Raw genomic sequence first — 21,714 nt, forward strand, 5'->3', positions numbered from 1 at the left:
CCATGAACTTCGCCAATCAGCACGTCATCGTCGTCGGCCTGGGGGATACCGGGCTTGCCAGCGCCATGTGGCTCGCCGCGCACGGCGCACGCGTCACAGTGGCCGACAGCCGCGAGACTCCGCCGAACACGGCGACATTGGCCGAACGGCTGCCAGGCGTGGCGTTGCGTTGCGGCGCATTCGACGAGACCAGCTTCGCCGACGCCGATCTGCTCGTGGTCAGTCCCGGTGTGGCGCTAGCAACGCCGGCGGTAGCTGCGTACATTGCGGCTGGTGGCCCGGTGGTCGGCGACGTGGAACTCTTGGCGCTGTCGTTGCAGTCGCGCCCGGGCAAGATGATCGCGATCACCGGCTCGAACGGCAAAACCACCGTCACCTCGCTGGTCGGCCATCTGTGCCAGGCCGCTGGTCTCGACACGGTGGTGGCTGGCAACATCGGATTGCCGGTGCTGGAGGCGCTGCTGGAGCGCGAACGGAGCGGCGTGTGGCCGGACGTGTGGGTGCTTGAGCTGTCGAGCTTCCAGCTCGAGACCACCACCAGCCTCGCCGCCGACGCAGCGACGGTGCTGAACATTTCCGAAGACCACCTCGACCGCTACCAGGATCTGCTCGACTACGCGCACAGCAAGACCGCAGTGTTTGGCGGTAGCGGCGTGCAGGTACTCAACCGCGACGACGCGCTGTGCCGTGCGATGAGCCGCCCGAGCCGGACGGTGGCGTGGTTCTCTCTGCAGGATGCATCGGCCGACTATGGCCTGATCCAGAAGGATGGCCGCTACTGGTTGGCCTCGCGCGGTGAGAAGCTGCTCGACGTCGCCAGCCTGCAGCTGACCGGCCTGCACAATGCCGCCAACGCGCTGGCTGCACTGGCGCTGACCGAGGCGATCGGCCTGCCGCGCACGGTGCTGCTCGACGGCCTGACCACCTTCAAGGGCCTGCCGCACCGCGTCGAGCTCATCGACGAGTTCGACGGCGTCGCCTACATCGACGACTCGAAGGGCACCAATGTCGGTGCCACCGAGGCGGCGCTCAACGGCATGACCCGCAAGGTGGTGCTGATCGCCGGCGGCGACGGCAAGGGCCAGGATTTCGCGCCGCTGAAACCGGCTCTGGCGCGCATTGGCCGCGCGGTGCTGTTGATCGGCCGTGATGCGCCCAGGCTGCGCGCGGCGCTGCAAGGCTCGGACCTGATGCTGGTCGACTGCGCGACGCTGGAAGAGGCGACCCGCCAGGCGGCCGCATTGGCCGTAAGTGGCGACGTGGTGCTGTTGTCGCCGGCCTGCGCCAGCCTCGACATGTTCCGTAACTACGCCCACCGCGCCCAGGTGTTCATCGACACGGTGGCAGCGATCAAACAGGAGCGACATCCGTCATGATGGTCGGCGCCCAGGCTCGTCGTTTCGTCCCCACTACCGCCCTCGACGAGGCGCTGGCGTGGGCGATCGCGCTGCTGCTGTCGTTCAGCCTGGTGATGGTGTACTCGGCGTCGATTGCCTCGGCCGAGGCTGACCCCACCATGCACAGCCGCTACTTCTTCCTGGTGCGGCACGCGGTGTTCATGACGATCGGTCTTGGGCTCGCCTACATGGTGTTCCACATCCCGGTGAAGTTCTGGGAGGAAAGGGCGGGCTGGGTGTTCCTGATCGCGCTGGTGTTGCTGTTTGCGGTGCTGATCCCCGGCATCGGCCGGGTGGTGAACGGCTCGCGGCGCTGGATCTCGCTGATCGTGTTCAACGTGCAGCCGTCCGAGGTGATGAAATTCGCGATGGTGCTGTTCAGTGCGCGCTATGTGGTGAAGAACGTCGCCAAGCTCGACAGCATCAAGGAGGGCTTCTTCCCGATCTTCGGCGTGATGCTGGTGGTGGCGTTCCTACTGCTGATGGAGCCAGACTTCGGTGCGCTGATGGTGGTGGCGTCGATCGCGATGGGGTTGTTGTTCCTCGGCGGCATCAATATGCGCATCTTCACCGGCCTGGCGATCTTCGGCGTGGTCGCGGTGGTGCTCCTGATCGTGCTGTCGCCGTACCGGATGAAGCGGGTGCTCGGTTTCATGGACCCGTGGGACGACCCGTACGGTAAGGGCTACCAGCTGTCGCACTCGCTGATCGCGATCGGCCGTGGCGAATGGTTCGGTGTTGGCCTGGGCGCCAGCGTCGAGAAGCTGTTCTACCTACCCGAGGCGCACACCGACTTCATCATGGCGGTGATCGCCGAGGAGTTCGGCTTCGTCGGCATCTGCGTGGTGATCGGCATGTACGCCTGGATCGTGCGTCGCGCGTTCCGCATCGCCGACCAGTCCAAGGATTTGGAGCGCTACTTCCCGGCGCTGGTGGCGCAGGGCATCGGCATTTGGCTCGGCATCCAGACCTTTTTCAACATCGGCGTGAACATGGGCATCCTGCCAACCAAAGGTCTGACTCTGCCGCTGATGTCGTTCGGCGGCTCGGCGCTGATCATGAACCTGGCGGCGATGGCGGTGCTGCTCAGGGTCGACTGGGAAAACCGCCGGGTGATGCGCGGCTACAAGGTGTAGCCGGGCAGCGGGGCCGATAGGCCCGAGGGCGTAAGCCCGACCTCGGCGAGAGGGAGCGCAGCTAAAACCGCCGGGTGATGCGTGGCTACAAGGTGTAGCCGGGCAGCGGGACCGACAGGTCGAAGGGCGAAAGCCCGACCCCGGCGGAGGGGGCGAGAGCAACAACCGTCGGGTGATGCGCGACTACAAGATGTAGCGCAAAAAAGAACATTGGCATAGAGTGTCGCGCTTCATATAGAGGCGACACCGTTTGGCGACTAGCAGTGCGTCGTATGCGAAACGAGCAGACAATAGCGGCCCCAGATGGGCCGAACAGGCAGGTAAAGAAGGATACATGGCAAAGCGCACGATCATGGTGATGGCCGGTGGCACCGGCGGACACATCTTCCCGGGCCTCGCGGTCGCCAAGGAGTTGGCGGCGCGCGGCTGGGCAGTGATCTGGCTGGGTGCCGACGGCGGCATGGAAACGCGGCTGGTGCCGGAGCACGGCATCGAGATCGAGACGCTGAAGATTCGCGGCGTGCGTGGCAACGGTTTGTTGCGCAAGCTGACACTGCCGTTCGTGATGGTGCGGGCGCTCTTGAAGAGCGCCGTGGTGATCTTCAATCATCGCCCGGACATCGCAATTGGCTTCGGTGGCTACCCGGCGTTTCCGGGCGGCCTGATGTCGCGGCTGTTGTGGAAGCCGCTGGTGGTGCACGAGCAGAACTCGGTGGCCGGGCTGACCAACCGGGTGCTGTCCAAGATCGCCAGCCGCACGCTGTTCGCTTTCCCCGGCGCGTTCCCGGGGGCGCAGGGCCTGGTCGGAAATCCGGTGCGCGCCGACATCGCCGCGCTGCCGACGCCGGCCGAGCGCTTCGCCGGCCGTAGCGGTCCGTTGCGCGTACTGGTGGTCGGCGGCAGCCTCGGCGCCAAGGTGTTCAACGACACCGTGCCGCAGGCGCTGGCGATGCTGGCCGAAAGCGAGCGTCCGCTGGTGGTGCATCAGGCCGGCGCGAAGCAGATCGAGGCGTTGCAGGCGAACTACCGGCAGGCCGGCGTGGCGGCTGACTGCCGTGCCTTTATCGCCGACATGGCGGCCGAATACGCCGCCGCCGACGTGGTGTTGTGTCGTGCCGGGGCGCTGACGGTGGCGGAACTTGCCGCCGCTGGCGTCGGCAGCCTGCTGGTGCCGTTCCCGCATGCGGTGGACGACCACCAGACCGGCAACGCGAAGTTCCTGGCCGATGCCGGTGCGGCACGGCTGGTGCAGCAGAAGGATTTCGACGCAGCGAGCCTCGCCGGTTGGCTGAGGGGGCTGAACCGGGCCGAGTGCCTGAGGATGGCCGAGGCGGCACGTGCCAAGGCCCTGACCGACGCGGCGGCGCGGGTTGCCGACGTGTGCGAACAACTGACGCAGGAATGATTTGTCTCGCGGCCAACCGGCGGCGGGGAAGGTGACAGAGAAGCAGCATGAAACACAGGGTCAAACACATACATTTCGTAGGCATTGGCGGCGTTGGCATGTGCGGCATCGCCGAGGTGCTGCTCAACCTCGGCTACACCGTGTCGGGCTCCGACATGGCCGATGGCGTCGCGACCAAGCGGCTGGCCGAGGCCGGCGCGCGCGTGTTCTTCGGTCACGATGCGACCTATATCCAAAATGCCGACGTGGTGGTGACCTCCACGGCGGTGAAGGCGGACAACCCCGAGGTGCTGGCCGCGCGTGAGCGCGCCATCCCGGTGATCCCGCGTGCGATGATGTTGGCCGAGCTGATGCGCTTCAAGCAGGGCATCGCGATCGCCGGTACGCACGGCAAGACCACGACGACCAGCCTGACCGCGTCGGTGCTGGCGGCGGCCGGGCTCGACCCGACCTTCGTGATCGGCGGCAAGCTGACCGCGGCGAACAGCAACGCCCGACTCGGCACTGGCGATTTCCTGGTGGCCGAGGCGGACGAGTCGGATGCGTCGTTCCTGCACCTAGCGCCGGTGATGGCGGTGGTGACCAACATCGACGCTGACCACATGGATACGTACGACCACAGCTTCGACAAGCTGAAGCAGGCCTTCGTCGACTTCCTGCACCGTCTGCCGTTTTACGGCCGCGCCGTTCTGTGCATCGACGACGCGAACGTGCGTGAGATCCTGCCGCAAGTGAAGAAGCCGGTGACCACCTATGGCCTCACGGATGACGCCGATGTCTATGCCGAGAACGTCGAGGCTGACGCCGGCCGGATGCGCTTCGAGGTGGTGGTAAAGAATGGTCTGCTCACCCGTTTCCCGGTGGTGCTGAACATGCCGGGTCGTCACAATGTGTTGAATGCCCTGGCCGCGATTGCGATCGGCATCGAATGCGGTGCCAGTGTCGAGGCGATCCAGAAGGGGCTGGCCGAATTCGCCGGCGTTGGCCGGCGCTTCCAGCGCTACGGCGAGGTGGCGATCGATGGCGGTCACTTCACGCTGGTCGACGACTACGGCCACCACCCGATTGAGATGGCGGCGACGCTCGCCGCGGTGCGCGGTGCGTTTCCGGACAGGCGACTGGTGCTGGCATTCCAGCCGCACCGCTACACCCGCACCCGCGACCTGTTCGAGGACTTCGTCAAGGTGCTGTCGACCGTCGATGCGCTCTTGCTGACCGAGGTGTACGCCGCCGGCGAGGCGCCGATCGTTGCTGCTGACGGTCGCGCGCTGGCGCGTGCGGTGCGGGTCGGCGGTCGGGTCGAACCGGTATTCGTCGACGACATCGCTGCGCTGCCACAGACCGTGTTCGATGTGGCACGTCCGGGCGACGTGGTGGTGACGATGGGCGCAGGGTCGATCGGCGCGGTGCCGGCCAAGCTGGTGGCCGCCCAGTAAAGACCAGTAGAAAGACAAGTAACCGGCCGGGGACGCCCGGCCTTACAGGATAGAAATGAGCATGCAGCAGTTTGGCAAAGTGGCAGTGATGATGGGCGGTAGCTCGGCGGAGCGTGAGGTATCGCTGATGAGCGGTAGCGGCGTGCTGGCGGCGCTGCTGTCGCAGGGTGTCGACGCACACCCCTTCGATCCGGCCGAGAAACCGTTGGAGCACCTGAAGAGCGAGGGCTTCGACCGGGTGTTCAACATCCTGCATGGACCGTTTGGCGAGGACGGCACGCTGCAGGGCGCGCTCGAGACGCTGGGCATCCCGTATACCGGCTGCGGCGTGATGGCCTCGGCGATCTGCATGGACAAGTGGCGTACCAAACTGCTGTGGAAGGGTGCGGGCCTGCCGATCCCGGATTTCGAGTTGCTGACCGACAACAGCGACTTCGATGCGATTGAGGCGAAGCTTGGCCTGCCGCTGTTCGTGAAGCCGTCGACCGAGGGCTCGAGCATCGGCGTGACCAAGGTGAAGAACCCTGGCGAATTGAAGGCGGCCTATGAAGAAGCGCGCAAGTTCGACCCGATCGTGATCGCGGAGCGTTTTATCGGTGGCGGCGAGTACACCTGCGCGATCGTCGACGACAAGGCCTACCCGACCATCAAGATCGAGCCGGCCACGGAGTATTACGACTATCAGGCCAAGTACTTCCGCGACGACACGGTGTACCGCTGCCCGTCCGGACTGACGCCGGAGGTGGAGCAGCGGGCGCGCGAACTGTGCCTGGCGGCATTCCGGGTGCTCGGCTGCGCCGGCTGGAGCCGGGTGGACTTTTTGATGGACGAGGAGGGGGGAATCTACCTTCTCGAGGTGAATACCAACCCGGGCATGACTAGTCATAGCCTGGTGCCGATGGCGGCGCGTGCGGAGGGCCTCAGTTACGAGGACCTGTGTGTGAAGGTGCTGGCTGCGGCTCATGTGGGATAACCACCAGGCGCTTAGGGGCCTGGCGAATGCGCTGAGGCTGGCGGCGCTGGCGATGCTGTTGTACGCCGGTGGTTTCTGGCTGGTGCACTCGCCCTTGTTCCCGGTGCGTTCGATCTATATCCAGGGCGCGCTGAAGAGGGTGACGCCGGTGCAGTTGAAGTACATCGCCGAGCACGAGTTGGCCGGCACGTTCTTTACGCTGGACATCGACAAGACCCGCGCGGCGTTTCAGAAGCTGCCGTGGGTGCGCGATGCGCAGGTGCGCCGCCGTTGGCCGGATGCGTTGTTCATCACGGTGGAAGAACATGTCGCCCTGGCGCGCTGGGGCGAGAACGGGCTGATCGACACCAACGGCGAGTGGTTCGACGCGGCGAGTGATCAGAACCTGCCGGTGCTGATCGGGTCGGCAGGCAGCGAGAAGACGCTGGCGACGGCACTGCCGAAGATCCAGCAGGCGCTTTCGCGTTCCGGCCTGAGCGCCGTGCAGGTGGAAATGTCGGCGCGCGGCGCATGGCGTGTCGAACTGTCGAACGAGATTCGGCTCGAATTGGGCCGCGACGACGTAGAGGCGCGGGCGCGTCGCTTCGCCGAGTACTGGAAGGGAAACCTGGCAGCGCTGCCGTACAAGATTGAGTACGTGGATATGCGTTACCCGAATGGATTCGCCGTGCGGATGCCGGATTACAAGGGCACCCCGGCGCACAAGACAAAGCCTTAAGTGTTGGAGCGACAGGTGAGCAAAGCTAAGGAAAGCAAAAACATGCTGGTGGGTCTGGACATCGGCACCTCGAAGATCGTAGCGATCGTTGCCGAGGTGCTCGATGAGGGCCAGATCAACATCGTCGGCATGGGCCAGACCCCGTCGCGCGGTCTGAAGCGCGGCATGGTGGTCAACATCGAATCCACCGTGCAGGCGATCCAGCGAGCGCTGGAAGAGGCCGAGCTGATGGCCGACTGCAAGATTCACGAGGTGTTCACCGGCATCGCCGGTAGCCACATCAAGAGCGTGAACTCGCACGGCATGGTGGCGATCAAGGATCGCGAAGTCACCCAGATGGACATCGATCGCGTGATCGAGACCGCCCGGGCCGTGACGATCCCGCCGGATCACCAGGTGCTGCACATCCTGACGCAGGAATACAGCATCGACGGCCAGGAAGGCGTGCGCGAGCCGCTCGGCATGAGCGGCGTGCGGCTGGAGACCCGCGTGCACATCGTTACTGGCGCGGTGTCGGCGGCCCAGAACGTCGGCAAGTGCGTGCGCCGTTGCGGCCTGGAAGCGGCCGACCTTGTGCTGCAGCCGATGGCGTCGGCGATGGCGGTGCTGTCCGAGGACGAGAAAGACCTGGGCGTGTGCCTGATCGACATCGGCGGCGGTACCACCGATATCGCGGTGTACACCAATGGCGCGATCCGCCACACCGCGGTGATCCCGATCGCCGGCGACCAGATCACCAGCGACATCGCGATGGCGCTGCGCACCCCGACCAAGGAAGCCGAGGACATCAAGATCCAGCACGGTGTGGCGCTGGTGTCCCTGACCGAGCCGGGTCAGATGATCGAGGTACCTGGCGTGGGCGAGCGCGGTCCGCGCCAGATGTCGCGCGTGACCCTGGCCGAGGTGATCGAGCCGCGTGTCGAGGAGCTGTTCCAACTGGTGCAGCTCGAGCTGCGCCGTTCCGGCTTTGAGGAGCTGTTGTCGTCGGGCGTGGTGCTGACCGGCGGCGCGGCGATGATGCCGGGCATGGTCGAATTGGCCGAAGAGGTGTTCCACCTGCCGGTGCGTATCGGTGCGCCGAAGTACGTCGGCGGTCTGGCCGAAGTAGTGAAGAATCCGCGTTTCTCGACCGGCGTCGGCCTGCTGATGTATGGCAAGGACCAGACGCAGATCCAGGTAGGGCCGAAGGTGGAGGCGGGCAGCATCGGTTCGATGTTCTCCAAGATGAAAGCATGGTTTGCCGGCAATTTCTGAGCCGCCGGCAGACTTCGGGTAACGAGGCTCGGGTGTGAACGCTCAGTTCCAACGAGGAGAGTGAAGATGAGCATGGTTTTTGAGGTAATGCAGGAGACCGCCCAGGAGGCGGTCATCAAGGTGATCGGCGTTGGCGGCGGAGGCTGCAACGCGATCGACAACATGATCGAGGGCACACTGCGCGGTGTGGAGTTCATCTGCGCCAACACCGACGCGCAGTCGCTCAAGCGCAACCGCGCCTCGATCCGCCTGCAGCTGGGCACCACGCTGACCCGTGGCCTGGGCGCTGGCGCCAACCCTGAAGTGGGCCGCAACGCCGCGCTGGAAGACCGCGAGCGTATCGCCGATGCGCTGCGTGGCGCCAACATGGTGTTTATCACCGCCGGCATGGGCGGTGGCACCGGAACCGGCGCCGCACCGGTGGTGGCTGAAGTGGCCAAGGAGCTGGGCATCCTGACCGTGGGCGTGGTGACCCGTCCGTTCCAGCACGAAGGCAAGCGCCAGAGCGTGGCGCAGGCCGGCATCGAAGACCTGAAGAAGCACGTTGACTCGCTGATCGTGATCCCGAACGACAAGCTGATGGAAGTACTGGGCGAAGACATCACCATGCGCGAAGCCTTCCGCGCCGCCGACGACGTGCTGCGCGGCGCCGTGGCCGGCATCGCCGAAGTGATCACCTGCCCGGGCCTGATCAACGTCGACTTCGCCGACGTGCGCACCGTGATGAGCGAGATGGGCCTGGCGATGATGGGGTCCTCGCACGCTGCCGGCATCGACCGCGCTCGCGTAGCCGCTGAACAGGCCGTGGCCAGCCCGCTCTTGGACAACATCACCCTGGACGGCGCCCGCGGCGTGCTGGTGAACATCTCGACCGCGCCGGGCTGCCTGAAGATGAGCGAATACCGCGAGATCATGGGCATCGTGCGTCAGTACGCCGACGATGAGGCGCAGATCAAGTTCGGTACCGCCGAAGTGGAAGACATGCCGGAAGACGCGATCCGCGTGACGCTGATCGCCACCGGCCTGGGCTCGAAGAAGCCGCAGCGCGACGAGCGTCCGGACTACATCAAGATCGTGAAGACCGGCACCGACGACCGAGCGGTCGAGGTGATTGACTACAACGATCTGGATGTGCCGGCGGTGATGCGTCAGAGCGGCCGTCGTTCGGCCCCGCTGTCGACCGATTTCTCCAATCCGGAGGTGAGCGAGTCGTACGATATCCCGGCGTTCCTGCGCAAGCAGGCAGATTGATAGTTTTGCGCTATTGAGTGGCTTGCGGCAATCAATAAGTTACCGGGTCGCGCTGTGTTAACATCAGCGTATCCGTCTTATTGCCCGTCGCGATTACCATGATCCAGCAGCGCACGCTATCTCAGCCCATCAGTGCTACCGGCGTAGGCCTTCACTCCGGCGAGCGGGTATTGCTCGTGATGAAGCCGGCCGCGCCTGATGCGGGCATCACTTTCCGTCGCACCGACCTGCCCGAGCCGGTCGATGTGAAAGTGCAGCCTTCGCTCGTGAACGACACGCGTCTCTCCTCGACGCTGGTAACCGATACCGGCGTGCGTGTCGGCACGATCGAGCACCTGATGTCCGCCATTGCCGGGCTGGGCCTCGATAATCTGCTGATCGAGGTGGGCGCGGCGGAGATTCCGATCATGGATGGCTCCGCCGCCCCGTTCATCTACCTGCTGCAGAGTGCGGGCATCGTCGATCAGACGGTGCCCAAGCGTTTCATCCGCATCCTCAAGCCGATCGAAGTGGTCGAAGGCGACAAATGGGTGCGGCTCGAACCGCACGACGGCTTCAAGGTGACGCTGTCGATCGAGTTCAACCATCCGGCGTTCAATCAGGCGCCGCAGACCGTGGCGATCGATTTCGCCCACCATTCCTACATCGAGGAAATCAGCCGCGCCCGCACCTTCGGCTTCATGCACGAGGTCGAGTACATGCACAGCCACGGGCTGGGTTTGGGCGGCAGCCTCGACAACGCGATCGTGATCGACGACGAGTACGTGCTCAATCCGGAGGGGCTGCGCTTCCCGGACGAGTTTGTGCGTCACAAGATTCTCGATGCGATCGGCGACCTGTACGTGATCGGCCATCCGCTGATCGGTGCCTTCTCCGGCCACAAGTCCGGCCATGCGATGAACAACAAGCTGCTGCGCGTGCTGTTGGCTGTGCCTGATGCCTGGGAATACGTCAGCTTCACCGACCCGACCCAGGTGCCGTCGAGCTTTCACCGCCTTCCGGACGTGGGTTGATGTTCTGGCTGTTGCGGATGTGGCTGTTGGCGGTGATCCTGATCGTCGGTTGGGCGATCACCTGCTACATGCTGACGCGCAACCGCGAGTATCTGTACCGGGCCAGGCTGGCGATCCGCTGGTCGGCCTACGTCGCCGGCCTGGTAGCCTTGTTTTGGGTTGCCCGGCGCTTCCTGCTGTAACACCTCCTGCCTCGCTGCCATTCCGGTAGCCCGCTACACTGTAGAGCATCGTGTAACGAGGAATCCCCATGTCTGAACTGACTCATTTCGACGCCTCCGGCCAGGCCCACATGGTCGACGTCGGCGCCAAGGCCGATACCGCACGCCGCGCAGTGGCCGAGGGCCATATCCGCATGCAGCCGGCCACCTTTGCGCTGGTGCAGAGCGGTAGCCACAAAAAGGGCGACGTGATCGGCATTGCCCGGCTTGCCGCGATCATGGCGAGCAAGCGCACTGCCGACCTGATCCCGCTGTGTCACCCGATCGCGCTGACCCGGGTGGCGGTGGAGCTGGAGCTGCTTGAGGCAGCACACGCGGTGCGCATCGTGGTGACCGCCGAGACGGTCGGCAAGACCGGGGTGGAGATGGAGGCGCTGACGGCGGTCAACGTCGGCCTGTTGACCATTTACGATATGTGCAAGGCGGTCGATCGCGGCATGGAGATCGGCGGCGTGCGCTTGCTGGAGAAGGAAGGCGGCAAGTCCGGCCACTGGAAGGTCGAAGGCTAACTGTCTGTTTTTTTGAAACAGCTAGCTGTTGTGGCAAAGCCAGTTGACCGATGAGGCTGGCTGGCTTGTTGCCGGTTCGTTGACCCAACCCGCTGAAATTCACTTCTTGTCCCTCGTTTGTCCCAACGAGGTGCCCCAATGGCTTCAATCATCCGCCAGGGCGGCGATGTAGGGTTGAGCTTCCACTTCCCCCACTAGTCATCCCTTTGCCAGGCCGGGATACGGACTTGCAGGACTTTTTGCCGGTGTGACTGCCTGCTGAAGTCAGGCCCGGGCCATTCCAGATTGGCCAATCTCAGAAGGTTCTCTTGCCAATCGTCTGTCACAGCGTCAGATCGAACGGGTAGTTGATTGTCGAACTGAATGACCGCATCGGAGAAGGCGGGCTGGCTACCTCGTTTGACCATGTTTCTATCCAGCCTGAGCTTCCCATGGGTCTTGAGAGCGGTGCTATCGATTTGCCAGTAGGTGTCTTGCTCTTGTGAGGGCGGGGTTTTCTCATGGTGTCTTTTTAGCGGCACCGCTCGGCATGGACGATTTATTCAGCAAAGTCCCTCTATAAAGCAAATTTACGCGCATTGGCTGACAGGCCGAGGGGGACAATTTTAGTCGCTCATGACCTGGCGAACAGGTCATCGCCCACCCGTTGGCTATGGGCAAACGCATGCTGCTCGAACGTCTGGCACTCGTTGGTTGACGGTCGTCATGTCACATCGCGGCTGAGGATGTGTGAGAACGCCTTGCCACCTAGACTATATGTACGCGCGCAGGCAGGCAGCCGGAGACGCGACTCACGGGGGGGGAAACGGCTTACAAGGCGGCTTACAAGGCGATGGCCTTGTTGAAAAGGCAAGCCAGTCAGGCTCGTTGACGAGTCCGTCGATGACGGGGGCAGGCTAGGCTCTCTCGGCTGCGGAGGCGACGGGCCTTAGTAGGCAGGACGCCCTTGCAAATCGCCGCCTGGTTCTGACCCCCGACGGCTTTCACCGCTGACATGTGCCTTGAACTGCGGGGGGCAATGCGGGCGAATGCCCACTCTACTTGAGGTTCGCGGCATTCCTGAGCGGATGCCCCTGCATGGCTTGACCCAGACCAAGGCGGGAAGCCGTTCACGTACCACGGTGAGATGAAAGGAGCGAAGGAGATGGCCACCCTCAAGAAAAAGTACGCGGAAGCGAAGAAGGTGGGAGGAGGGTACCACGCGCAGGTGTTGTTGCCGCGCTCAGAGCTCATCGCGGCTGGCAAGGCGACGCGCACGGCAGTGCCGCGTGAGAGCCACGCCGAGTGGAGTCCCTCAGCCAAACGCCGCGATCCCGTTGACGTGCTGGAAGAGTCCAACCGCGAGCGACTCGCCGAACTGGTTCCGATCCGCTACGGGCGCATGTTGCGCAGCGCTTTCACTTTCCTGCGTGGCTCCGCAGGGCTGATGGCTTACGACCTGTCTAACACGCCCACCTCTGGCATTCGGGTGCAAGCCTGTGGGGATTGTCATCTTTTGAATTTCGGCCTGTTCGCCACCCCCGAGCGTAATCTGATCTTCGACATCAACGATTTCGATGAAACGCTTCCCGCGCCGTGGGAGTGGGATGTCAAACGTCTGGCGGCCAGTTTTGCGGTCGCTGCACGCGATGACAACCTCTCCGACAAGGATGCTGAGGCTTGCGCGATTGAGTGCGTGCGCGCTTATCGGGAGCGCATGCGGATGTATTCAAAGATGAGTCCGCTGGAAGTGTGGTATCACCGTCTCGATGTGCAAACGCTTATCGACATGGCGCCGGGTGCCGAGGCAAAAAAGAGGCGGGAAGCTTTTGCCGAAAAGGCGCGTAGCCGTGTAGGGGAATATCTGGCGCCCAAGATTGTGGAGTCGGTAGAGGGGCATCGCCGCCTCGTCGATCAACCGCCGGTGCTCTTCCATATGACGGAAACGAACCAGGTGAAAGTAATTCATGATGCGCTGGAAGCTTATCGCCTATCTTTGCCAGATGAGCGGCGTTGCCTCTTCGACAACTACCGTCTGGCAGACATAGCGGTGAAGGTAGTCGGCATCGGCAGCGTAGGAACACGCTGTCTTGTCGGGCTTTTTTTCTCCGCGGACGACCACCCGCTGCTTCTGCAATTCAAGGAAGCCTGTCCTTCCGTGCTTGAACCTTATGCAGGCAAGAGCCTCTACGACAATCACGGGCAACGTGTCGTCATCGGCCAGCGACTGATGCAGTCCTCCAGCGACATTTTTCTGGGCTGGACACATGGCCAGCGCGGCTTCCATTACTTTGGACGCCAGTTGCGGGACATGAAATTTTCCCTCCCATTGGTCGGATTATCCGCAGAGATGCTCAAACGGTACGCCGAAGTGTGCGGTTGGACCCTGGCCCACGCTCATGCCAAATCGAGCTGGGCGGCCGCGTCATTGATTAGCGGCTACTTGGGCAAGTCCACCGTATTCGACGAGGCCATCGGCAAGTTTGCCTTGGCGTATGCGGCTCAGACTCTACTCGACCACACGTTGCTGGTGGCGGCGGTGAACCATGGTCGAGTCGAGGCGCTGATCGAGGAAGACTTATAAAGTTAATCTTGCTTCGATACCGAGCATTAGAACAGTGCATGAAGCTGATCGGCGCTGTTACGGAAATCGGCGCAGGGAGCCGCCCTGCTGTTCTACCAAGCCCGCAGCAGGGGGCATATCTGCACCAGCCAGTACCGAGTGAAGCACTGCGCTCACTCAGCGCGGTTTGTTGATGATCTGGTGGACAGGATGGGACAAGGCAGGAAAACGTAGCGGCAGGTGCGTGCGTATGCCTGAGTTCAGCGACGCGGCCCCCCGGTTCTGCCTGACCGTCCAATGCCTGCCCGGCCACCATTGAATGGCAATGCCTAGCGGAGTCACGATGGGAACTCGATCGTACTTACCGGTAAAGCGGAGGGTGTTTGCTGCCGTGGCTGCCATGGCGATGGCCCTCGCTATTTCGGGCTGCGCCAGCATGGGCCCAGGAACGATTGGCCGAGACCGCTTCGATTACGATCACGCGATCAACCATTCCTGGAAGCAGATGATGCTGCTCAATCTGGTCAAGATGCGTTACGGGGACACACCGATGTTTCTGGATGTCGCCTCGATCACCAACTCCTACACGCTTGAGGCGCAGGTCAGCTTGGGCAGTACATGGGCATCTGGCAGTTCTGTGGCGTTCGACTCCACGGCCTTAGGGGGCTCGGGACATTACGCCGATAAGCCCACCATCACTTACAACCCCCTGAGCGGTGATCGCTTCACCCGCAGCTTGATGACCCCTATCGCTCCCGGGGTTGTGCTCTCTCTGATCCAGTCCGGCTATGCGGCAGACTTCATCATGCAGTTGCTGGTCAGCTCCGCCAACGGGGTGCAGAACCGCTTCGGAGCGGGAGCGCGGGCGAGGGGGGCCGATCCGGAGTTCCTGACACTCTGTGCGGCATTGCGTCGGGTTCAGGCCTCTGGGGCCGTGGGTATGCGGATCGACAAGACAAAGGGCGCTGAATTGGTTGTGCTGATCCTGAACCGGAAGAAGATGACGTCGGCACTTCAGCAGGACAGACAGACCGTACGAGAGATCCTCGGCATCCGCCAAAGCCTCAATGAATTTCACGTGGTCTACGGCTCGGCCCCCGCAAACGACACGGAACTTGCGCTGGTCACCCGCTCTATGCTGGAAATCCTGATGGATATTGCGGCTTCTATCGAGGTGCCCGATGCGATGGTGGCCGAAGGCCGGGTGCTCAAAACGGCAGTTTTCGATACAGACCCGGTCGATGGCTTCAAGCCCCTCGTCCGAATCCACAGCGGGCGCGACAAGCCGGACGATGCCATTGTGGCCGTGCCATACCGCAATTACTGGTACTGGATCGACGATCGGGACTTCAGGTCTAAATTGGGCTTTACGGCGCTGATGATGATTTTTTCGCTGACGGATACTGGACCTGCGAAGGGGCAGCCGATCATTACCATCCCGGCAGGTTGATCTGAATGAGCTGGCGCAGGCCGGTGTCGCCAGTATTGGTCCGTTCGATGATGAGTTTCTCGGTCGAAGTGTACCGCAGCCAGAAACGCTGCATTATCTCTTAGGTACAGGGCAGGAGAATGAAGAGCGCTGTGCAATAGTGCCACTTTGTGGGCGTCTTTGATGCTATGAATTAGCTTAGCAATTTTCTCTCTGCAGATTGATGGATTGCCAAACAGAACCGGCCTATTGCATTCGGGAGAGTAGTGGGCTTCTGCCCAATGGTTGAAACAAGTCTCTAACGAATAGGAGATGTCCATGAGAAACACTAAACCATTCACGCGGCTTGCAGCATCGGTATTGGCGATAGCGTTAACCGCCGCGATGCCAAGCGTCCTGGCTGCTCAGCCAGAGGCATCCAGATCTTCAGACAGTGGGAGATGGGGTCATGGTATGGGCCCCGGTATGATGGGAGGCCACGGTGGCGGCTATGGCATGGGCCCTGGGATGATGGGAGGCTATGGCGGCGGCGGCATGGGGCCGGGAATGATGGGGGGCCCTGGCATGGGGCCTGGCATGATGGGCTCTTATGGTTGGGGCCGCGGCCTGGATTTGACCAAAGAACAGCAGTCCAAGATCAATAAAATCCAGGATGAAACCCGTAGGTCTCATTGGGCGCTGATGGGGGAGATGCAGGACCAACAAGCCAAGCTGCGTGACCTGTATGCGGACCCCAAACCCGACAAGGCTGCGATCGATGCGGCCAACAAGACCTACGAGCAACTTCAGCAAAAGATGTACAACACATCGGTCGACGCGCGTAAGCGCATCGATGCTGTTTTGACCAAAAAGCAGCAGGACAAACTGCGCAGCTATTGGGAAGGCGGGGGCTGGTAAGCCTAGTGGGGATGTGAATGCAGGTGCCCCTGGTCGGTACGGGTTTGCTCATAGGCTCGGCTTGCCATGTACAGCCAGGCGCCGCACCTGCAGTAATGTCTCCCTGAGGCAAGGCGGCGATATCACCCAAGGCGCGCCGAAAGGCGCAATGTCGATGCGATGGGTGGCTTTGCAAGGAGCGACATGTTCTTGAGGGCTTGGCCTGCGCTGAATGCGTGGCTGTAGAATGCTGACTGGTCGGGACCAGAAAATCCTGTCCCCATTTTGTCCCGCTCAGGGGGCAAGACATGCTGGTTTTTGAAAGTTTTATAAAAACAAAGTGGTTAAATTGATGACTGTTATCCCGTTGGCCGCCTACGATAGCTGCAAGGCGGTGGATCTTGGCATGGAGAGCGGTGGTGCGCGCCTGCTGACGAAGGAAGGTGGCAAGTCCGGCCACGGGAAGGGTGACGAATGAGGCGCTTGGTGCTGGCGCTGCTGCTGGGGCTTTTGGGCAACCTTGCGTCGGCCGAGACATTGCCGGCGTGCACGCCGCAGAGCGCGGTCGGCAGCCGCTGCGAAGTGCCGCTGGTGCAGCTGCATCCGACCCAGCCCGGCGTTGGCCTGATGCAGGTGGCCGACGAGCGCGCCAGGCTGGCCAAGCGGGCCGGCAAGGACTCGCCCGAGGCTTTCCAGACCTATCTGATCAAGAAGCGCATCCCTATCGTGATCGGCCCCGACGGTGGCTTTTACCTGGTCGACCGCCACCACCTGAGCCGTGCGCTGTGGGATAACGGCGTGCGCCAAGTACCGGCGGAGATCGAGGGCCGACTCGCCGATGCGGCCGGCTTCTGGCCGACGATGCAGGCGCGCCACTGGGCGTGGCTGAAAGACGAACACGGCAAGGCGCTCGATCCGGCGACGCTGCCGGCGACTATCGCGGCGTTGCCCGACTACCCATATCGCTCGCTGGCCGGCTACGCGGAGCACGCTGGTTTGTTCCGCAAGGACGGCCAGGTGTACTTCATCGAGTTCGCCTGGGCGCAGTACCTGGGCGAGCAGCTCGGCTGGCGCCCGATCGAGCGCGCCACGCTGCCCGCCACGCTCGAGGCGGCACGCGCCGCCGCCTGCGCCCCGGCGGCCGCCGATCTGCCCGGCTACTCGGGGGCGGTTTGCCCTACACATTGACGCGCCGGTTGCATGAAAAAGGCCCGCCGAAGCGGGCCTCGTTTGGCCAGAGCAGGCCGAATCGGCGGCCGCAGCGGCGCTAGAGTACGCGCTTGGCGTAGCACTCCTTGTCCAGTTCCCGCACTTCGACCGACACCTGCAGCGGCCGTTGCGCGGTCTCGTCCAGTACCGTTTCGGCGCTGGCGAGCAGCGCCTCGGCCAATTTCCGGCGTACCTCGATCGACCGACCCGACAGCAGCGCCACCTCGATGTGCACGAAGCGGTCGGGCGCGCCGTCGCCGACCAGCACGGTGTCGAGCGCGACCGCACGGCTTTTGATGTCGGTCGCGCTGAACAGGCCGCTGGCGATCAGCGTGCGGTTGAGGGCCTTGAGCAGCTCGCGGGGTGCGAGGTCGTCGGCGAGCTCGGTGCAATATTCGACAGTGAGGTGCGGCATGGGGTGTTCTCCTTCGGATCAGGAATCAATCGTGCAGGTCGGTCAGCACGGTGCGTTGCGGGTCGGCCTCGCGGCTGATCAGCAGCACCGCGAGCAGGATCAGTGCGCCGCCGGCCAGTTGTGTCGCTGACAGCGCCTCGCCGAGCAGCGGCCAGGCCAGTGCCAGTGTCACTACCGGTTCCAGCGTGGATAGCACCGCGGCGCGTGCTGCGCCGATCTTGCCGAGACCGGCGAGGAACAGCGCCAGCGCGACCACGGTGCACAGCAGCGCCATTCCCAGCACCGCCGCCCAGCCATGCCAGCTTGCCGGGCCGTGGAAGCCCGCGCCCACGACCAGCGCACCGTTGCTGGCGGCGGCGGCGAGGATCACGACCGCAGCGGCGGGGAGTGCCGGTGCCCCGGTGGCAAAGCGGCTGCCGGCCAGGATGTACAGCGAGTAGAGCAGGGCGGTGGAGAGGCCGAGCACGAGGCCCAGCGGCTGCGTCGACAGATCCTGGCCGACGGTGATCGCTAACCCTGCCAGCGCCAGGAGCAGGGCAACCAGACGATGGCGGGTGAGCTTTTCCTTTAGCCACAGCGTCGACAGCAGCAGCACCACCGCCGGATACAGGTAGAACAGTAGCGCCACCGTGCCGGCCGAGGCGAAGCGCAGGGCGTTGAAATAGCAGAGCGAACTGGCGGTGTAGCCGAGCCCGCCCATCAGGATCAGCGCCAGCAGGGTGCGGCCGCGCGGCCAGGGCTGGCGCTGCCAGATGAGCCAGGGCAGCAGCAAGGCGCCGGCCAGAAAGAAGCGCAGGAACAACAGAGTGCTGGCACTGACGCCGTCGGCGTAGGCATAGCGGGCCAGGATCGCCATGCTGCCGAAGGCGGCGGCCGAGGCGAGCACTTGCAGGGAACCGGTGAGGCGGGTCGACATGGGAAAACGGATGGAACGAAAGCGCCATTGTCGCCGAGCTTCACCTGCCTGTCATGGGCTGTGGGCATCCGTCTGCCCTCTGCAGATGACGCCGCCCCGCTGCGCGACTGGCCGCGGAGGCGTGTCCTTACTGTTTGGGTGCGGCGCGCAGCAGCGCCACGGCGGCGTTGCTGTCCAGCGGAGTACCGTTTTCGCAGAACAGGGTGCGCACGCGGCCGCGCAGTTCGTCGGGCAGCGGCTTCCAGTCCGCTTTCTGCGACTTGATCCAGCGGTGGTTGACGGTGTCGCCGAACGCATAGGTCTTGTTCAGGCGGCCGCTGCAGCGCAGCCCTTCGTAGCTGAGGTTCTCGGCACCGGCCGGGCTCTTCACCTGCAGCACGTAGCGGATCACATGGTCGGTGTCGATGCTCAGGCTCTTGGCGTCGATCGCCGCCTGGTTGGCGAAGGTGTTGGTGACGTAGAAGCCGACCCAGTCGGCCTGGGCGGGGTAGGTCGGCAGCGCGGTGTCGTTTTCCTGCCAGGGCTTGTCTTCGTCGAAGGCATAGTTCGAGTACTTCATCGTGTCCCTGGCGTAGCCGTGCAGGGCCAACAGCGACAGCGCGGTCGCGGCGATCAGGCGTTTCAAATGCATCTCCCGTAGATCGGGCCGGTTGGGGCTTCGCCCCCCTCCGGCGTACAATGGCAAACGTCCATTCTAGCGCGATTGGCCGGCCGGGCCGCGGGGTTCGGCTGACCGGCCAATCGACTCCGCGATCCTGAGGTATTCCATTGCCATGCAGACCGACCTACAGCTTGACCTTTCCGGGCTCAACTGCCCGCTGCCTATCCTGCGTGCCAAGAAGGCGCTGTCCGGCATGGAAAGCGGCACCGTGCTCGAGGTGATCGCCACCGACCCCGGCGCGCCGCGCGACTTCGAGGCGTTCTGCCGCCAGACCGGCAATGCGCTGCTGGAATCGAGCACCACGGCCGAGGGGAAGTTCCGGATGGTGCTGCGTCGTAAGTGATATTGATATAACGTAACATTTTTTCGATTTTTCGATCGTCTACCGAGGAATTGCCGTGCAATTGACCCTGATCCGCCCCGACGACTGGCACCTGCACCTGCGCGACGGCGCGGCGCTGTCGGCGGTGCTGCCCGACACCTGCCGTCAGATGGGCCGCGCCATTGTGATGCCTAACCTGAAGCCGCCGGTCACCACGCTGGCGCAGGCTGAAGCCTATCGCGAGCGCATCCTGGCTGCCCGTCCGGCCGGCTCGCGCTTCGAGCCGCTGATGACGCTGTACCTGACCGATAACACCCCGGCCAGCGAGATCCGCGCCGCCAAGGCCTCCGGCATCGTGCACGGCGTCAAGCTGTACCCGGCCGGTGCTACCACCAATTCCGACGCCGGCGTGACCAGCATCGACAAGGCGATGCCGGCGCTGGAAGCGATGGCCGAGGTCGGTATGCCGTTGTTGGTGCACGGCGAGGTCACCGACCCGGCGATCGACATCTTCGATCGCGAGGCGGTGTTCATCGAGCAGGTATTCGAGCCGCTGGTCGCCCGCCTGCCGGAGCTGCGCGTGGTGTTCGAGCACATCACCACCAAGGACGCCGCCGAATACGTGGCCAGGGCTTCTGCCAACATCGCCGCCACGGTGACCGCCCACCACCTGCTGATGAACCGCAATGCGCTGTTTGTCGGCGGCATCCGCCCGCATCACTACTGCCTGCCGGTACTGAAGCGCGAGCTGCACCGCCAGGCGCTGGTGAAGGCGGTGACTTCCGGCTCCGACCGCTTCTTCCTCGGCACCGACAGTGCGCCGCACGCCAAGGGTGCCAAGGAGGCCGCTTGCGGCTGCGCCGGTATGTACACCGCTCACGCTGCGATCGAGCTGTATGCCGAAGCCTTCGAGGCGGCCGGTGCGCTCGACAAGCTGGAGGCGTTCGCCAGCCTGAACGGCCCGGCGTTCTACCGCCTGCCGGTCAACAGCGACACGATCACGCTGGTGAAGGAGCCGCGGACGGTGGCTGATGAACTCAGCTACGGCGAGGAAGTACTGGTGCCGCTGCGCGCCGGCGAGATGATCGGCTGGCAGCTGCGCTGATCTGGTCTAGTTGCCATCGACAACGCCCGCCTTGTGCGGGCGTTTTTGTTTGCCGGGCTGGCAGGGCGGGCTGTGTTGTGGATAAATCCATCATCTGCCGGTTGCCTGTGGATAAGCAGGCAAACGGGCGCAGCGGGGTGGTGCGCGGACATCCGGCTGCTTGGTCTTGCCAGGGTCCTGTCCACAGAAGGCCGGCTCAGGTCTGGCCGTAGCTGGGCCGCGCGCAAAAACAAAATGCCCGGATCGGGATCGATCCGGGCAGGGCAGGCTATGGGCGATTGATTCGTCGCGTCTCAACCGTACAGCAGCGCCGACAGCGCCGTTCCGATGAAGAACACCCCGGTCACGCCATTGAACAGTTTCTTGCCGCGCACCGAGCGCAGGAAGGCGTTCACCGCCTTCGCCGCGCTGCCGTAGCCGAGCTTGCACGCCACGTCCACCACCGTCCAGCTCGTCACCATCACCAAGAGCTGTACGCCGATCGAGCGGTGCGGGTCGATGAACTGCGGCAGGAAGGCGATGAAGAACAGGATGTCCTTCGGGTTGCTGATGCCGAGCAGGAAGGCGCGGCGGAACAGTGTGGCCGGGCGTGCGTTCGGCAGTGTCGACTCGTCGGTGGTGATGCCGCTGGTGACGCGGGTCAGCAGCGACTGCATGCCCAGCCAGATCAGGTAGGCGGCGCCGGCGTAGCGGGCGAGGTTGAACAGGATGGGCGAGGAAACGATCAGCGCGCCGAGGCCGAGCGCCGAGACGGTGAGCAGGATCAGCGAGGCGGACACGCCGCCGGCGATGCCGGGCAACGAGCGCTTCAGGCCGAAGTTGATCACGTTCGAGACCATCAGCAGCGACAGCGGCCCGGGGATCACGATCACGACAAAAATGGCGGCCACGTACACGAGCCAGACGTCGATGCCCACGCTGCGATT

At 63.6% G+C, this 21,714-nt stretch carries 23 protein-coding genes; 18 read left to right on the forward strand and 5 right to left on the reverse strand.

Annotated elements, in window-relative coordinates; genetic code table 11:
* Nucleotides 1–2 precede the first annotated feature (2 nt).
* The 11 genes from murD (at nt 3) to moaC (ending at nt 11,313) form a co-directional block, all read left to right on the forward strand.
* Nucleotides 3–1,376 carry a UDP-N-acetylmuramoyl-L-alanine--D-glutamate ligase gene (gene murD, locus QU481_RS08995; protein WP_289829623.1) on the forward strand — a complete coding sequence of 458 codons (1,374 nt, stop codon included), beginning with the start codon at nt 3–5 and terminating at the stop codon, nt 1,374–1,376.
* A complete protein-coding gene (gene ftsW, locus QU481_RS09000; RefSeq protein ID WP_289829654.1) occupies nt 1,376–2,533 on the forward strand; it encodes a putative lipid II flippase FtsW in 1,158 nt (385 codons plus the stop codon). Before murD ends, ftsW begins: the two co-directional genes overlap by 1 nt.
* Nucleotides 2,534–2,867: 334 nt before the next feature.
* Complete coding sequence (gene murG / locus QU481_RS09005) at nt 2,868–3,938, forward strand: undecaprenyldiphospho-muramoylpentapeptide beta-N-acetylglucosaminyltransferase (protein WP_289829624.1); 1,071 nt, start codon at nt 2,868–2,870, stop codon at nt 3,936–3,938.
* Between the two features lie 47 nt (nt 3,939–3,985).
* Nucleotides 3,986–5,374 carry a UDP-N-acetylmuramate--L-alanine ligase gene (murC, locus tag QU481_RS09010; RefSeq protein ID WP_289829625.1) on the forward strand — a complete coding sequence of 463 codons (1,389 nt, stop codon included), beginning with the start codon at nt 3,986–3,988 and terminating at the stop codon, nt 5,372–5,374.
* A gap of 61 nt (nt 5,375–5,435) precedes the next feature.
* Nucleotides 5,436–6,347, forward strand: coding sequence for a D-alanine--D-alanine ligase (locus tag QU481_RS09015; RefSeq protein WP_289829626.1), 912 nt, complete (start codon nt 5,436–5,438; stop codon nt 6,345–6,347).
* The gene (locus QU481_RS09020; RefSeq protein WP_289829627.1) at nt 6,337–7,065 is read left to right on the forward strand and encodes a cell division protein FtsQ/DivIB; all 729 of its coding nucleotides are present in this window, start codon (nt 6,337–6,339) and stop codon (nt 7,063–7,065) included. Before QU481_RS09015 ends, QU481_RS09020 begins: the two co-directional genes overlap by 11 nt.
* A gap of 42 nt (nt 7,066–7,107) precedes the next feature.
* Complete coding sequence (gene ftsA / locus QU481_RS09025) at nt 7,108–8,319, forward strand: cell division protein FtsA (RefSeq protein WP_289829628.1); 1,212 nt, start codon at nt 7,108–7,110, stop codon at nt 8,317–8,319.
* Between the two features lie 66 nt (nt 8,320–8,385).
* Nucleotides 8,386–9,570 (forward strand): cell division protein FtsZ, encoded by a 1,185-nt coding sequence (gene ftsZ, locus QU481_RS09030; RefSeq protein WP_289829629.1) that lies wholly within the window; start codon nt 8,386–8,388, stop codon nt 9,568–9,570.
* A gap of 101 nt (nt 9,571–9,671) precedes the next feature.
* Nucleotides 9,672–10,583: a UDP-3-O-acyl-N-acetylglucosamine deacetylase gene (lpxC, locus tag QU481_RS09035; protein ID WP_289829655.1), complete on the forward strand. Its 912-nt coding sequence runs from the start codon at nt 9,672–9,674 to the stop codon at nt 10,581–10,583.
* On the forward strand, nt 10,583–10,765 hold the full coding sequence (locus QU481_RS09040; protein ID WP_289829630.1) for a hypothetical protein: 183 nt from the start codon (nt 10,583–10,585) through the stop codon (nt 10,763–10,765). The genes lpxC and QU481_RS09040 overlap by 1 nt, the downstream gene beginning before the upstream one ends.
* A gap of 68 nt (nt 10,766–10,833) precedes the next feature.
* Nucleotides 10,834–11,313 (forward strand): cyclic pyranopterin monophosphate synthase MoaC, encoded by a 480-nt coding sequence (gene moaC / locus QU481_RS09045; protein WP_289829631.1) that lies wholly within the window; start codon nt 10,834–10,836, stop codon nt 11,311–11,313.
* Nucleotides 11,314–11,507: 194 nt separating this feature from the next.
* Here moaC and QU481_RS23840 read toward each other — a convergent pair whose 3' ends face one another.
* Nucleotides 11,508–11,720, reverse strand: a complete 213-nt coding sequence (locus QU481_RS23840; protein ID WP_353962183.1) for a transposase — start codon at nt 11,718–11,720, stop codon at nt 11,508–11,510.
* 737 nt (nt 11,721–12,457) lie between these two features.
* On the opposite strand from QU481_RS23840, the gene QU481_RS09050 reads away from it, so the two are divergent.
* The 5 genes from QU481_RS09050 (at nt 12,458) to QU481_RS09070 (ending at nt 17,348) form a co-directional block, all read left to right on the forward strand.
* On the forward strand, nt 12,458–13,876 hold the full coding sequence (locus tag QU481_RS09050) for a DUF2252 domain-containing protein (RefSeq protein WP_289829632.1): 1,419 nt from the start codon (nt 12,458–12,460) through the stop codon (nt 13,874–13,876).
* A 379-nt stretch (nt 13,877–14,255) separates the two neighbouring features.
* The gene (locus QU481_RS09055; RefSeq protein WP_289829633.1) at nt 14,256–15,305 is read left to right on the forward strand and encodes a hypothetical protein; all 1,050 of its coding nucleotides are present in this window, start codon (nt 14,256–14,258) and stop codon (nt 15,303–15,305) included.
* Nucleotides 15,306–15,602: 297 nt separating this feature from the next.
* The gene (locus QU481_RS09060) at nt 15,603–16,181 is read left to right on the forward strand and encodes a Spy/CpxP family protein refolding chaperone (protein ID WP_289829634.1); all 579 of its coding nucleotides are present in this window, start codon (nt 15,603–15,605) and stop codon (nt 16,179–16,181) included.
* A 328-nt stretch (nt 16,182–16,509) separates the two neighbouring features.
* Nucleotides 16,510–16,638, forward strand: coding sequence for a hypothetical protein (locus tag QU481_RS09065; protein ID WP_289829635.1), 129 nt, complete (start codon nt 16,510–16,512; stop codon nt 16,636–16,638).
* Entirely contained in the window at nt 16,635–17,348 is a 714-nt protein-coding gene (locus QU481_RS09070; protein WP_289829636.1) for a ParB/Srx family N-terminal domain-containing protein, read from the forward strand. The genes QU481_RS09065 and QU481_RS09070 overlap by 4 nt, the downstream gene beginning before the upstream one ends.
* A gap of 79 nt (nt 17,349–17,427) precedes the next feature.
* On the opposite strand, the gene QU481_RS09075 is transcribed toward QU481_RS09070, so the two are convergent.
* From QU481_RS09075 to QU481_RS09085, 3 genes are all read right to left on the reverse strand, one after another.
* Nucleotides 17,428–17,784 (reverse strand): 5-carboxymethyl-2-hydroxymuconate Delta-isomerase, encoded by a 357-nt coding sequence (locus QU481_RS09075; protein WP_289829637.1) that lies wholly within the window; start codon nt 17,782–17,784, stop codon nt 17,428–17,430.
* A gap of 25 nt (nt 17,785–17,809) precedes the next feature.
* Nucleotides 17,810–18,700 (reverse strand): DMT family transporter, encoded by an 891-nt coding sequence (locus tag QU481_RS09080; protein ID WP_289829638.1) that lies wholly within the window; start codon nt 18,698–18,700, stop codon nt 17,810–17,812.
* Nucleotides 18,701–18,827: 127 nt separating this feature from the next.
* The gene (locus QU481_RS09085) at nt 18,828–19,325 is read right to left on the reverse strand and encodes a CNP1-like family protein (protein ID WP_289829639.1); all 498 of its coding nucleotides are present in this window, start codon (nt 19,323–19,325) and stop codon (nt 18,828–18,830) included.
* Between the two features lie 148 nt (nt 19,326–19,473).
* Here QU481_RS09085 and QU481_RS09090 point away from each other — a divergent pair, with 148 nt between their 5' ends.
* Complete coding sequence (locus tag QU481_RS09090; RefSeq protein ID WP_289829640.1) at nt 19,474–19,704, forward strand: sulfurtransferase TusA family protein; 231 nt, start codon at nt 19,474–19,476, stop codon at nt 19,702–19,704.
* A gap of 55 nt (nt 19,705–19,759) precedes the next feature.
* The gene (gene pyrC / locus QU481_RS09095) at nt 19,760–20,788 is read left to right on the forward strand and encodes a dihydroorotase (RefSeq protein ID WP_289829641.1); all 1,029 of its coding nucleotides are present in this window, start codon (nt 19,760–19,762) and stop codon (nt 20,786–20,788) included.
* A gap of 293 nt (nt 20,789–21,081) precedes the next feature.
* On the opposite strand, the gene QU481_RS09100 is transcribed toward pyrC, so the two are convergent.
* The gene (locus tag QU481_RS09100; protein WP_289829642.1) at nt 21,082–21,705 is read right to left on the reverse strand and encodes a LysE family translocator; all 624 of its coding nucleotides are present in this window, start codon (nt 21,703–21,705) and stop codon (nt 21,082–21,084) included.
* Between the last annotated feature and the right edge of the window lie 9 nt (nt 21,706–21,714).

Origin of the sequence: Crenobacter oryzisoli, from assembly GCF_030385785.1 — a bacterium.
GTDB lineage: Bacteria > Pseudomonadota > Gammaproteobacteria > Burkholderiales > Chromobacteriaceae > Crenobacter_A > Crenobacter_A oryzisoli.